13 protein-coding genes are annotated in these 11,927 nt (G+C 68.1%); 7 read left to right on the top strand and 6 right to left on the bottom strand.

Features of this window, described 5'->3' with window-relative positions; all coding sequences use genetic code 11:
• The coding region (locus G3N99_RS24735) for a LysR family transcriptional regulator (RefSeq protein WP_206123701.1) at nucleotides 1-557 on the bottom strand (557 nt) is incomplete at its 3' end.
• Between the two features lie 97 nt (nucleotides 558-654).
• Here G3N99_RS24735 and G3N99_RS24730 point away from each other — a divergent pair.
• The 3 genes from G3N99_RS24730 to G3N99_RS24720 are packed head-to-tail and all read left to right on the top strand — an operon-like array spanning nucleotide 655 to nucleotide 3,662.
• On the top strand, nucleotides 655-1,953 hold the full coding sequence (locus tag G3N99_RS24730) for a citrate:proton symporter (protein ID WP_174947654.1): 1,299 nt from the start codon (nucleotides 655-657) through the stop codon (nucleotides 1,951-1,953).
• A gap of 39 nt (nucleotides 1,954-1,992) precedes the next feature.
• On the top strand, nucleotides 1,993-3,351 hold the full coding sequence (locus G3N99_RS24725) for an acyclic terpene utilization AtuA family protein (protein WP_206123700.1): 1,359 nt from the start codon (nucleotides 1,993-1,995) through the stop codon (nucleotides 3,349-3,351).
• Nucleotides 3,351-3,662 carry a hypothetical protein gene (locus tag G3N99_RS24720; protein WP_206123699.1) on the top strand — a complete coding sequence of 104 codons (312 nt, stop codon included), beginning with the start codon at nucleotides 3,351-3,353 and terminating at the stop codon, nucleotides 3,660-3,662. The genes G3N99_RS24725 and G3N99_RS24720 overlap by 1 nt, the downstream gene beginning before the upstream one ends.
• A 30-nt stretch (nucleotides 3,663-3,692) precedes the next feature.
• Here the strand turns inward: G3N99_RS24720 and G3N99_RS24715 are convergent, their stop codons facing one another.
• The 3 genes from G3N99_RS24715 to G3N99_RS24705 form a co-directional block, all read right to left on the bottom strand.
• A complete protein-coding gene (locus tag G3N99_RS24715) occupies nucleotides 3,693-4,514 on the bottom strand; it encodes a carbon-nitrogen hydrolase family protein (RefSeq protein ID WP_206123698.1) in 822 nt (273 codons plus the stop codon).
• 98 nt (nucleotides 4,515-4,612) lie between these two features.
• Nucleotides 4,613-5,032: a PHA-granule associated protein 4 gene (locus tag G3N99_RS24710; RefSeq protein WP_241011838.1), complete on the bottom strand. Its 420-nt coding sequence runs from the start codon at nucleotides 5,030-5,032 to the stop codon at nucleotides 4,613-4,615.
• A gap of 408 nt (nucleotides 5,033-5,440) precedes the next feature.
• Nucleotides 5,441-6,232 (bottom strand): LuxR C-terminal-related transcriptional regulator, encoded by a 792-nt coding sequence (locus G3N99_RS24705; RefSeq protein WP_206123697.1) that lies wholly within the window; start codon nucleotides 6,230-6,232, stop codon nucleotides 5,441-5,443.
• A 105-nt stretch (nucleotides 6,233-6,337) separates the two neighbouring features.
• On the opposite strand from G3N99_RS24705, the gene G3N99_RS24700 reads away from it, so the two are divergent.
• Nucleotides 6,338-7,108 (top strand): hypothetical protein, encoded by a 771-nt coding sequence (locus G3N99_RS24700; RefSeq protein WP_241011837.1) that lies wholly within the window; start codon nucleotides 6,338-6,340, stop codon nucleotides 7,106-7,108.
• Nucleotides 7,109-7,164: 56 nt separating this feature from the next.
• Nucleotides 7,165-7,989 (top strand): topoisomerase IV, encoded by an 825-nt coding sequence (locus tag G3N99_RS24695; protein ID WP_206123696.1) that lies wholly within the window; start codon nucleotides 7,165-7,167, stop codon nucleotides 7,987-7,989.
• Nucleotides 7,990-8,031: 42 nt separating this feature from the next.
• On the opposite strand, the gene G3N99_RS24690 is transcribed toward G3N99_RS24695, so the two are convergent.
• Entirely contained in the window at nucleotides 8,032-8,961 is a 930-nt protein-coding gene (locus G3N99_RS24690; protein WP_011351683.1) for a phosphatidate cytidylyltransferase, read from the bottom strand.
• 37 nt (nucleotides 8,962-8,998) lie between these two features.
• The gene (locus G3N99_RS24685) at nucleotides 8,999-9,631 is read right to left on the bottom strand and encodes a lysophospholipid acyltransferase family protein (RefSeq protein WP_011351684.1); all 633 of its coding nucleotides are present in this window, start codon (nucleotides 9,629-9,631) and stop codon (nucleotides 8,999-9,001) included.
• 456 nt (nucleotides 9,632-10,087) lie between these two features.
• On the opposite strand from G3N99_RS24685, the gene G3N99_RS24680 reads away from it, so the two are divergent.
• On the top strand, nucleotides 10,088-10,693 hold the full coding sequence (locus G3N99_RS24680) for a CDP-alcohol phosphatidyltransferase family protein (protein ID WP_174934699.1): 606 nt from the start codon (nucleotides 10,088-10,090) through the stop codon (nucleotides 10,691-10,693).
• Nucleotides 10,694-10,775: 82 nt separating this feature from the next.
• The coding region (locus G3N99_RS24675; protein ID WP_206123695.1) for a bifunctional alpha/beta hydrolase/class I SAM-dependent methyltransferase at nucleotides 10,776-11,927 on the top strand (1,152 nt) is incomplete at its 3' end.

The raw sequence follows: 11,927 nt of genomic DNA, 5'->3' as shown, positions 1-11,927 counted from the left end.
GCGGTGCTCACGCGGCGCTTGCGCGCGAGCGGATGATCCTTCGGGCAGACGGCGACGAGCCGGTCGGCGCCCGCATACAACACCTCCAGCGACGCATCGAACGTGTCGCCGCCGGTCAGGCCGAGATCGGCTTCCTCGTTGCGCACGAGCGCGGTGACGAGGCTCGCGACGCCGTCGCGGATCTCGAAGCCCGCGCGCGGCACGTCGCGCCGGAACGACTGGATCAGCTCGGGCAGCATGCTGGACGCGAAGGTCGGCAGGCATGCGAGCCGCACCGTGCCGCTCGTGCCTTCGCCGAGCGCGCGCGCATCGCGCAGCACGCGCTCCATGTCGTCGAGCGAGCGCTGCAGCAGCGGCAGCAGCTCGCGCCCGGTCTGCGTGAGCGCGACGCTGCGGCTGTTGCGATCGAACAGACGCGCACCGACGATCTCCTCGAGCCGGCGGATCTGCACGGTCAGCGCAGGCTGCGACAGGTGCAGGCGCGCGGCCGCGCGCGTGAAGTTGCCGGCCTGCGCGACGGTGACGAACGCGCGAATGTCGCGAAGATTCAGATCCATAACGGTTCGTGATTGCTGCGATCAAATCATTTCAATTGTGCTATTGCTGCGCCGACCTTACGCTCGTCTCCAACAAAAGACAAGGTAGGAGACACGGATGCTGCCGTTACTCGGGCTTGGCACGATCGTCGTGCTGCTGGCCGCGATTCTGTCGAAGCGGATGTCGCCGCTCGTCGCGCTGATCATCGTGCCGATCGCCGCGTCGCTGATCGGCGGCTTCGGGCTGCACACCAGCAAGTTCGTCATCGACGGGCTGAAGGGGCTCGCGCCCGTCGTCGGGATGTTCGTGTTCGCGATCCTCTATTTCGGGACGATCACCGACGCCGGCACGCTCGACCCGATCATCGACCGCATCCTGCGCGCGGTCGGCACGCGGCCGACGCGCATCGTGATGGGCACGACGCTGCTCGCGCTGCTGATCCACCTCGACGGCTCGGGCGCCGTCTGCTTTCTCGTGACGATTCCGGCGGTGCTGCCGCTGTACGACCGGCTGAAGATGGACCGGCGCGTGCTGGCCGCCGCGGTGTCGATGGCCGCGGGCATCAACTTCCTGCCGTGGACGGGGCCGATGATCCGCGCGTCGGCGTCGCTGCACCTGCCGGTGTCGGCGCTGTTCAATCCGCTGATCCCGGTGCAGGCGATCGGGCTCGTGTTCGTGTTCGGCGCCGCGTACTGGCTCGGGCGGCGCGAGGAGAAGCGGCTCGGCCTGTCGCGCGACGATGCGTCGATCCCGCTGCCGACGCGCGAGCTGACACCCGACGAGCAGGCGCTGCGCCGGCCGCACCTGTTCTGGTTCAACCTGGTGCTGACGCTCGTCGTGCTCGGCACGATGGTCGTGATGGGCGAGAAGATCCCGCCCGCGATCATGTTCATGGTCGGGCTGTGCATCGCGCTGATGGTGAACTACCCGGACGTCGACATGCAGAGGAAGCGCATCGACGCGCATGCGCGCGCCGCGCTGATGATGGCCGGCATCCTGCTCGCGGCCGGCGTGTTCACGGGGATCATGCAGGGCAGCGGCATGCTGAAGGCGATGGCGCAGGCGGCGGTCGGCTTCGTGCCGCCGTCGATGGCCGGGCACATCCCGGTGGTGCTCGGCTTCGCGTCGATGCCGCTCAGCATGCTGTTCGATCCCGATTCGTTCTACTTCGGCGTGCTGCCCGTGATCGCGGAGGTGGCCGGCCAGCTCGGCGTGCCGGCCGTGCAGGTCGGGCAAGCTGCCTTGCTCGGCCAGATGACGACCGGGTTCCCGGTCAGCCCGCTGACGCCCGCGACCTTCCTCGTCGTCGGCCTGTGCGGCATCGAGCTGGCCGAGCACCAGAAATTCACGTTCCCGCTGCTGTTCGGCGCCTCGATCGTGATGACGATCGCATGCGTCGTACTGGGCATCTTTTGATCTTTCCCGGCGGTGCACCCGCCGGACGACGGTACGGACATGACAGCAAAGCAACCTGAACGACGCGTGCGCATCGGCGCGGGCGCCGGCTACTCGGGCGACCGGATCGAGCCCGCGGTCGAACTGGCCGAACACGGGCAGCTCGACTATCTCGTCTTCGAATGCCTGGCCGAGCGCACGATCGCGATCGCGCAGCAGGCGCGGCGCAAGGATCCGGCACTCGGCTACGACCCGCTGCTCGACGCGCGGATGCACGCGGTGCTGCCGGTCGCCGCGCCGAAAGGCGTGCGCATCGTGTCGAACATGGGCGCGGCGAATCCGCGTGCGGCCGCGCGGCGCACTGCGCAGATCGCGCAATCGCTTGGTTTCGCGAAGCTGAAGGTCGCGGCGGTCGAAGGCGACGACGTGCTCGACGTGGTGCTGCGCGGCGCGTTCCGCTTCGAGGAATCGGGCGATGACGTCGCCGCGTATCGCGACCGCATCGTGTCCGCGAATGCGTACCTCGGCGCCGCGCCGATCGTCGATGCGCTCGCGGCCGGCGCGGATGTCGTGCTGACCGGGCGCGTCGCCGATCCGTCGCTGTTCACCGCGCCGCTGATCCACGCATTTGGCTGGCAGATGGACGACTGGGACACGCTTGGCGCTGCGACGGTCGTCGGCCACCTGCTCGAATGCGCGGGGCAGGTGACGGGCGGCTATTTCGCCGATCCCGGTTACAAGGACGTGCCGAACCTCGCGCGGCTCGGGTTTCCGATCGGCGAAGTCGCGGCCGACGGCTCGGTCGTGATCACCAAGGTGCCGCACGCGGGCGGCCGCGTGAGCGCGGCAACCTGCAAGGAACAGCTGCTCTACGAGATTCACGATCCGGCGCGCTATCTGCAGCCCGACGTCGTCGCGGATTTCACGCGCGTGGCGGTCGTGGAGGAGGCGGCCGATCGCGTGCGCGTGACGGGCGGGCGCGGCACCGCGCGGCCCGACACGTTGAAGGTGTCGGTGGCTTACGTCGACGGCTGGATCGGCGAAGGCCAGATCTCGTACGGCGGCCCGGGGGCGCTCGAACGCGCGCGTCTTGCGCTCGGGATCGTCCGCGAGCGGCTGGCATTGACCGGCGTTGCCGCGACCGAGTTGCGCTTTGACCTGATCGGCGTCGATGCGCTGTACGGCGACGCAACGCCCGTCGTGCGCGGCGAGCCGGCTGAAGTGCGCGTGCGGGTGGCCGGCCGTGCGGCGAGCGCCGCCGAAGCGGCGCGCATCGGCAACGAAGTCGAGACGCTCTATACGAACGGGCCGGCTGGCGGCGGCGGCGCGTTCAAGTCGACGCGCGAGGTGATCGCCGTGCAGTCGGTGCTGTTGCCGCGCGCGGCCGTGACGCCGTCGTTTTCATTCGTGGAGGCATGATGCAACTGCGTGAACTGGCGCATGCGCGCACCGGCGACAAGGGCAATACGCTGAACGTATCGGTGATCTGCCACGATCCGCGCCATTACGATCATCTTCGTACGCACCTGGATGCTGACGTCGTGAAGGCATGGCTCGCGGGCATCGTGCACGGCGACGTCGTACGTTACGAATTGCCGGCGCTCGGCGCATTCAATTTCGTGCTGCGCGATGCGCTCGGCGGCGGCGTCACGCGCTCGCTCGCGCTCGACGCGCACGGCAAGTCGGTCAGTTCCGCGCTGCTGGCGATCGAGGTGCCCGACCCGGCGTGACGGATGTCGGCGCCGGAGGCGGACAGGCGCTTACGGAATCAGCAGTTCGCGCAGGCCGTTGGCGTGCTCGATGCGTTCGCCGGCGATGTGCAGGCGCTGATCCCGGCGATAGTCGTAGACCGCACGCGACGCGGCGAGCTGGTCGAAATCGAGTTCGACCGCATGACGCGATTCGGTATTGCCGGCTTCGAAGATCAGGTTGCCGAACGGATCGGCCGCGAGGCTGCCGCCCGCGAACACGACGTCGTGCGTGCTGCCGCCGACGCGGTTGGCGACCACCGCGAACACCTGGTTCTCCATCGCCCGCGCCGTGGCCGACGTGCGGTGGACGGGGCGGTACGGCTCCATGTTGCCGTCGGTGATGAGGATCAGCTCGGCGCCGAGCGCGGCGAGCGCGCGGCCGGTTTCGGGGAATTCGTTGTCGTAGCAGATCAGCAGGCCGATCCGCACGCCGCGCCATTCGATCGTCGCGTAACGGTCGCCGGGCAGGACGACGCCGTGCTCGCTCACCCACAGATGCGTCTTGCGATAGCGCAGCGCGATGCCGTCCGGCGTGACGAACACGGTGGTGTTGTAGAAGCGGCCGCCGTCGTTCTCGATCAGCCCGACCACGACCGCCACATCGCGTGCACGTGCGGCCGCGATGACCGCGCCGACGCTCGGGCCGTCGAGCGGCTCGGCGCATTCGGCCAGATTCGACGGATCGAGGAAGCCGGTGAGCTGCGCCTCCGGGAACATCACGACGTCGGTGCCCGGTGCGCAGGTTGCGATCGCTTCGAGCGTGCGCTGCAGGTTGTAATGCGTGTCGCCGTCGCGACCGGCGAGCTGGACGATATCGAGCTTCAGTTTCATGACGATTTCGGTAGCAGAGGCCCGTCGCCGGTGGCGCCGGAAGGGTGGGTAGGCCCCAGTATGCGCCGAAGCGGCGAATTTCCCATCCCGCCGGTGCGTTAACCCTTCGGGGGTATTGATCTTGCCGCCGCGGACAGCGTGGTTGCGTCGCCCCACACGTCGTCGGGGCTGGCGAGCAGGTGGCCTGCGAGGATGTAGTCGCCCTGGCGCATCGCGCGCGTTTCGAGTGCGACGAGTTCGCGATCGGCGACGCTGCCGAGGTCGAACCGGCAATAGAGCGTGCGGCGCCGGAACGTGGCTTTCGGGCGCGTGAGGCCTGCGACCAGCGCGTCGCGCGAATGCACGGCGATGTGTTCGTGGCTGCGATAGGTGACGCGGATCCCGCGTCGGGCGCCGAGGCCGTCCAGTTCGGCGATGTCCTGCCAGCCGCTCTCGTAGTTGAGGTCGAGCGACGCGGTGTCGGCCGCGGCGATCAGGCGCAGCGCTTCGTCGCGGCTGTGCGCTTGCTTGCTTGTCATCTACCCGCTCCCCCCGGGCGCGGACGCGCCGTCACGATCGTCGTCGCGCTTGCGCTGCCGTCCTGCCGCCGGCACACATGGCAAAGTCCGAAAAAAACGCCGACCCTTGTGCAAGGGTCGGCGAACAGGTCCTGACGTACGAGGGTACGGCTATCAGAACCCAGGCCATCATGTGCGCCCGCCGGCAACGAACGCACGCAATCAGACCCGCGAAGGATAGGGGCGGGCGAGCGGTTTGCCCAGAAGGTGCGGCCGATATGACGTATCGGCCGCGGGAAAGGTTTGGAATGCGATGAATTGACGTAGTCGGGGCCGCTGGCCGTCGACCGGTGCCGGGGCGCGCCGTTCGCGCGGGGGCGCCCGCCGGGCCGTGCGAACGGTGTGCGTGTTGCGCCGCGGCGTCGCGCGTCAGGGTGCCGTCTGCGCGTTCAGGAACAGCGAGAACAGCTCCGATTGCGAGTTGATCGCGAGCTTTCCGTAGATGTTGCGCCGGTGCACCTTGACCGTTTCGGCGGATATCGCCAGCTTGTTCGCGACTTCCTTGTTCGAACGCCCGCTCAGGATCAACCGGATCACGTCGAGTTCGCGCGCGGTGAGCGGCGTGCCGAGCCGCGCCATTGCCTGCTCGAAGCCGTCGTGTGCGCCGGGCCGGCGCGGCGGCGCTTGGTCCGCGGCGGCCGGCTCGAACGCGAGCCGATGCCGCATCAGCCCGGCCACCCACGGCCGGATCAGGTCGAGCAGCGCCACCTGTTCGGGGCTGAAGCGCCGCTTGCTGCCGAGCGACAGGCACAGCGTGCGCGCATCGTCGAGCACCACGTTGAACTGCACCTCGTCCTCGACGACGTTGTGCGTGAAATACAGCGTGTAGTACTCGGTATCGCGGAAGCATTCGGGCGCGACGTCGGACAGCCGGAACAGGCCGCTCTTCGGCGCGTCGCGGTTCGCGATGTAGAACGGGTCGAGCTGGTACAGGCCCTGCACGTAGTCGCGGAACAGCGGGTCGGGGCCGCCGCCTTCGTACGGGCATTCGGCGAACACCTGCGGGCGGCCGTCGCCGAACGTCAGCGCGACCCAGCTGTCGACCGCGACGTATTCCTCGATCAGCCGGATCAGGGCCAGCCAGAAGCCCGGCTGGTCGAGCGACTCGATGAGCCGCCCGACCGACCGGTGCCATGCGACATCCTGCAACGTGAGGTTCATGCGTAGGTCCATGTCGGCAGATGCGATGCGCGCTTGCGGTGCCGCGCCGTGCGTGTACGCTACGGGCTCGCGGGCCGATTCCCGCGTGCATCGAACGGAGCCTGGTTGAAGAACGAGATCGTAACGCCGGCCGGCGCGAATGGCGAGGCCGTACGCCGCCGCCGGTTCGCCGCGGCTGTCGCCGTGCATGCCGCGATGGCATGCCTGGGCGCGACGGCCTTGCCGACGGCCGCCGCCACGCCTGCGGCGGCGGCATGCAATGATCAACTGACGCAGTTGATCGTGCCGGCACTGCGGCAGACAGCGATGAACCGGCGCGACATCCACGTCGACGTGGACGAGCGTGACGGCAACGTCTATCGCCTCCGGCTGTTCACGATACCGGAGCACTCGGGCACGCCGAATCGCGAGGCGACGGTCGGCTGGGTAACACTCGATACGCAGGCGATGCGCGCGCTCGACGTCACGCGCGATCCCGAGCGGCCGGACGTACTGAACATCGACCGGCGCGCGTTGTCGGGATTCGTGTCGACGTGCGTTGCACCGGCGGCGCCGGTTCCGTCCGTGCGCAACGCCGTCGATTGCGATGCGCTGAACCGCCGCGCGCAGGCGCAAGGCGATTACGTGACGGGCAGCGACGCCGGGCGGGTCGTCATCGGCAACGGGCGCCTGCCGTTCCATTCCGCGCCGGACGATGCATGCCGGATCGACGGGGTGTTCGTCGTCGAGCACGACCACGTCGATGCACGGACCGACTATGGCCGTTTCACGTCGGTCGTCTATCTGAATCCGCGCACACGCCGCATCGCCGAAGGGTGGGTGTCAACCGCGCGGCTGAAGCCGGACGGCACCGGCATCGCGCCACGGCAACCGTGATCGTGTGGCCCCGCCACCATCCAGCACACATCCTTTCGACCAGAACGATCCTCGTCATGACAGTCCCGCACCGGAACACACGTCTGAAGCCGCTCGCGGCTTCGCTCGCCGCGCTCGGCGCACTCGCGGTGCTGACCGCACTCTCTGCGTTGTCGCCCGTTTATGCGGCCGAGCCGGCCCAGCCTGATCGTCTGTTGAAAACCTTCATCCACGACACGTATGGCAAGTGGCGTGCGGACCGCAAGGGCTGGCAGGCGGACGGGGACGATCTAATCCATGCGCCGTGCGGTTCGCTGCGCGTCGCGACCGCGGATGGGCCGCGCACGCTGCTCGCGATGTGCGGCGAGACCGAGGCGGCGGTGCAGAACGGGATGCCGGGGATGGATTCGGACGCAACGACCGGCACGATCGACCTGTACGTGCTGAAGCCGGCGGCCAGCGGCACGACGCTCGAGCCGATCGTGAAGAAAACGGAGATCGCGTCGGGCAAGCGCGGCGAGCCGGGCACGGTGCGCATCGAGCGGCTCGGGCCGCACCTGTTCGGGTTCGTCATCGGCGAAAGCGACATGCGGCAAGGTTATACGCAAAGCTTCCGCGCGATCTGGCTGCCGGTCGGCAATGTGCTGGTGCTGGCGGCGGCGCGCATCGACGAGGCGCTCGACAACGCGGACTCGACCGAATGTGCGAACGCCCAGGCGCGTTGCGAGGAACGTCGCTTCGAGATCGCGCCGGACCTGAGCGGCACCGGCGACGTCTATCCGTTGACGGTCACGGAAACGGGCACACGCGGCGACAAGGCCATCCGCGCACGCTATACGGTGAAGTTCGACACGGCGCGTGGCCGCTACGTCGTGCCGAAGGCATTGCGCGAAGGGTACTGATCCTTCGCGCGCAGGAACGGGCGGCGTTGCGCCGCCCGCGCCTTACACGTACAGATACCGCACGAGGTGGAAGAACACCGGCGCGGCGAAGCAGATCGAGTCGACGCGATCGAGCATCCCGCCGTGGCCCGCGATCATCGAGCCCCAGTCCTTGGTGCCGAGCGAGCGCTTGACGGCCGACAGCACGAGGCCGCCGACGAAGCCCGCGATCACGATCGCGAGCGAGATGCCGAACGCCGACCCGAAGCTGAACGGCGTCACGCGATACAGCGATGCGCCGCACAGCGTGGCCAGCAAGCCGCCGCCGACGAACCCTTCGATCGTCTTCGACGGCGACAGCTGCGGCGCGATCTTGCGCTTGCCGAACAGCTTGCCGACCACGTATTGCAGCACGTCGCTGATCTGCACGACGAACAGGAAGAAGAACAGCAGCAGCGCGTTCTGCCCCGCGTAGTGCGGAATGTCGAGGATCAGCACGGCCGGCGCATGGCTCAACCCGTACACGCACACCATCAGCGCCCAGTTGATCTTCGCGTTGCGGCTGAGGAACTCGCGCGTGTCCTGCGTGAGTGCCGACACGAGCGACATCGCGAAGAACAGGTGCACGGGCACGAAGATCGAATACATCCCGTACCAGTTGATCCCGAGCAGCAGGTACTGCACGGGGATTGCGACGAAGAACGCGATGAACAGCGTCGTATGGTCGCTCGCGGTGGTTGGCGTGAGCGTGATGAATTCACGCAGCGTCAGGTAGGACAGCACCGCGAACACCAGATACGTGATGTTGTTGCCGAGGCCGATCGCGATGGCCATGATCGCGATCATCGCCCACCACGCACGGATGCGCTGGTTCAGGTTGACGATGGTCGCGCTCGTGCCGCCGCTGCGTGCGCCGAGGATCGCGCCGATCACGGTCGCGACGACGAGCACGCCCGTGACGCCCGCGACCAGTTCCCAGAAAATTGTTCGCATTGTTGATATCCGGAAAGGGGAGAAGAGGGCGCCGCGTTCAGCCGGCCGGCCGCTGCGGCGGCGCGAGCGCGACGACTGCGTCGCGCATGCGGGCGAGGAACGTCGGCTTGTCTTCCTGGGCGCCGAGCGCGTCGTTCGCGCCGAAGTGCACCTTGCAGATCAGCGGCACCGGCCAGATCGCGCCCTTCGGCATGATCCGTTGCAGGTTCTCGAGATAGACGGGCGCGAGCGCGACGTCCGGAAACTCGGTCGCGAGGTGGAACAGCCCGCTCTTGAACGGCTGCGGGAGGATCTCCGCGCCGCGCGTGCCTTCCGGGAAGATGATGATCGAATGGCCCTGCTTGAGCGCGTCGCGCACCGGGTCGAGCGGGTCGCCGCCGGATTCGCGGTGACGGTCGATCAGCACGACGTTCAGCAGCTTCTGCGCGATGTGGCGCTTCATGTCGCTGCTGTCCCAGTAGTCGCGCGCGGCGACCGGACGCACGACCGCGCGCACGTTGCGCGGCAGCGCGGCGAGGATCGCGAGCGTGTCGATGTGGCTCGTGTGGTTCGAGAAGTAGATCTTCTGCGTCGGGGATGGCGGCGCCTGATGCCAGACCGGATAAGCGCCGGCGACGAGCCGCACGATGGACAGCAGGAAATCGCGCTGCCAGACGTTGAGGATGTTCATCGTCGCTGCGCCTCCTGCCTGCCTGCATGGCCCGCTGCGCTTGAGCGGCGGGCGGGACCCCGGAATGCCGGCGCGGCAGGATGCGCGCCGGACGGCCCTTGTTTAAATTTTTTCAAATTCGTGGCTGCCTGTCGCAGGTCCGCGATAATCGGACGGTTCGCCGTCACACGCTGTTGCGTCGCGGCGAATGCGCCGGTCGGCGGCGTGATAATCGGCTGTTGCACGAGTGCCCGTTTGCAGTTCGAATGGATCTCGCTGCGATCGGGCCAGCGGATTATCGCGAGTTTCCGTCAAAAACGCCAGATTGGCGCCGCGTGTGCGGGCCGGGCGCCTGCTTGACGCATCGGGGCCGCTCGGCGACGATTAGGGCCGTCCATGGAAGGCCGTCCAAGGCCGTTTCGCCGCCCGGGGCATGGCGGCGGGAAACGTATCCGACTGTGCCGCGCAAATAAAACGATGAGCCTCTACGCACTCAAACCCAAATTCCAGAACCGTCTGCGCCCGTTCGCGAACGCGCTTGCCGAGCGCGGCGTCACGGCCAACCAGGTCACGCTGTTCGCAGCCGGCGGCTCGATCGTCGTCGGCGCGCTCGCCGGCCTCGGCGTGTTTGCCCGCGCGCTGTTCCTGCTGATTCCGCTGTGGCTGTTCGCGCGGATGGCGCTCAACGCGATCGACGGGATGCTCGCGCGCGAGCACGACCAGAAAAGCACGCTCGGCGCGTACCTGAACGAACTCGGCGACGTCGTGTCCGATATCGCGCTGGTGCTGCCGTTTCTCGCAATTCCCGCGTTCGCTCCGGCAGACGTCTGGCTGTTCGCGCTGACGGCGGTGATCGTCGAATGCGCGGGGCTGATCGGCCCGCTGGTCGGCGTGAGCCGTCGCTACGACGGCCCGTTCGGCAAGAGCGACCGCGCGCTCGCCCTCGGCGCGTTCGCGCTGTGGATCGGGCTCGGGTTTCCGGTCGGCGGCGTCGCAGCATGGCTGTGGCGGCTGCTGATCGTGCTGTCGATCGTCACTGTGGTGCGGCGCGTGCAGGCCGGCATCGCGGAAAAGGGCGGTTGAAAAGGTCGTCCAGAGCGGTTGCGGTACCGGGCGCCGGAGGGCGGCGCACCAAGATTCAAATAACGAAACGAGAGAGAAACGCATGAGCGCACGCATGGCCCGCGAGGCCGACTTCATCACGCACGACGGCGAAACGCTGTTCTATCGTCACTGGCCCGCCACGGGCCCGCGCTGCCGCGGCGCCATCGTGTTGCTGCACCGCGGCCACGAACACTCGGCGCGCGTCGCGCACTTGGTCGACGAGCTCGACCTGCCCGATTTCGCGTTCTTCGCGTGGGATGCGCGCGGCCACGGCCGCTCGCCCGGCGCGCGCGGCTACAGCCCGAGCGCGGCCGCGTCGGTGCGCGACCTGCAGACCTTCGTCGAACATATCCGCGACACGCACGGCATCGCGATCGAGGACATGGCCGTGGTCGGCCAGAGCGTCGGCGCGGTGCTCGCGGCCACCTGGGCGCACGATTATGCGCCGCCGATCCGTGCGCTCGTGGTCGCGTCGCCTGCGTTCCACATCAAGCTCTACGTGCCGTTCGCGCGGCCGGGCCTGCGGCTGATGCACAAGCTGCGCGGGCTGTTCTACGTGAACAGCTACGTGAAGCCGAAATTCCTCACGCACGATCCCGAGCGGATCGCGAGCTATGCATCCGATCCGCTGATCACGCGGCCGATCGCGGTCAACATGCTGCTCGACCTGCACGACACCGCGCAGCGGATCGTCGCCGACGCGGCCGCGATCACCGTGCCGACGCAACTGCTGATCTCGGGCGCCGACTGGGTCGTGCATCGCGGCCCGCAGGACCGCTTCTTCGAACGCCTCGGCGCCGCGCGCAAGGAGCGCATCGTGCTGCCGGGCTTCTATCACGACACGCTCGGCGAACGCGACCGCGCACAGGCGCTCGCACCGCTGCGTGCATTCGTGCTGCGCGAGTTCGATGCACCGAGCCCGCGTGTTTCGCTCGCCGACGCCGACCGGCGCGGCGCGTTCCATGACGAGTACGCGGCGCTCGGCCGGCCACCCGCGAATGCGTTCGCGCGGGCGTACTGGGCGCTCACGCGCGCCGGTCTGAAGGCCGGCGGCGCGTTGTCGGACGGCATCGCGCTCGGGCTGCGGCTCGGCTTCGATTCGGGCTCGACGCTCGACTACGTGTACCGCAACCGCGCGCAGGGGCGCCTCGGCGTCGGCGCGCTGATCGACCGCACCTATCTCGATTCGCCGGGCTGGATCGGCATCCGACAA

Origin of the sequence: Burkholderia sp. Ac-20392, assembly GCF_017104585.1 — a bacterium.
Taxonomy (GTDB): domain Bacteria; phylum Pseudomonadota; class Gammaproteobacteria; order Burkholderiales; family Burkholderiaceae; genus Burkholderia; species Burkholderia lata.
The sequence above is the reverse complement of the archived record's forward strand: the minus strand, read 5'-3'. Positions and strand labels throughout refer to the sequence as shown.

What these genes read in the sequence shown, in the direction of transcription:
- G3N99_RS24715 (WP_206123698.1), bottom strand. Translation starts at nt 4,514, where the DNA reads ATGAAACTGAAGCTCGATATCGTCCAGCTCGCCGGTCGCGACGGCGAC.
- G3N99_RS24720 (WP_206123699.1), top strand. Translation starts at nt 3,351, where the DNA reads ATGCAACTGCGTGAACTGGCGCATGCGCGCACCGGCGACAAGGGCAAT.
- G3N99_RS24725 (WP_206123700.1), top strand. Translation starts at nt 1,993, where the DNA reads ATGACAGCAAAGCAACCTGAACGACGCGTGCGCATCGGCGCGGGCGCC.
- G3N99_RS24730 (WP_174947654.1), top strand. Translation starts at nt 655, where the DNA reads ATGCTGCCGTTACTCGGGCTTGGCACGATCGTCGTGCTGCTGGCCGCG.
- G3N99_RS24685 (WP_011351684.1), bottom strand. Translation starts at nt 9,631, where the DNA reads ATGAACATCCTCAACGTCTGGCAGCGCGATTTCCTGCTGTCCATCGTG.
- G3N99_RS24710 (WP_241011838.1), bottom strand. Translation starts at nt 5,032, where the DNA reads ATGACAAGCAAGCAAGCGCACAGCCGCGACGAAGCGCTGCGCCTGATC.
- G3N99_RS24705 (WP_206123697.1), bottom strand. Translation starts at nt 6,232, where the DNA reads ATGAACCTCACGTTGCAGGATGTCGCATGGCACCGGTCGGTCGGGCGG.
- G3N99_RS24680 (WP_174934699.1), top strand. Translation starts at nt 10,088, where the DNA reads ATGAGCCTCTACGCACTCAAACCCAAATTCCAGAACCGTCTGCGCCCG.
- G3N99_RS24695 (WP_206123696.1), top strand. Translation starts at nt 7,165, where the DNA reads ATGACAGTCCCGCACCGGAACACACGTCTGAAGCCGCTCGCGGCTTCG.
- G3N99_RS24690 (WP_011351683.1), bottom strand. Translation starts at nt 8,961, where the DNA reads ATGCGAACAATTTTCTGGGAACTGGTCGCGGGCGTCACGGGCGTGCTC.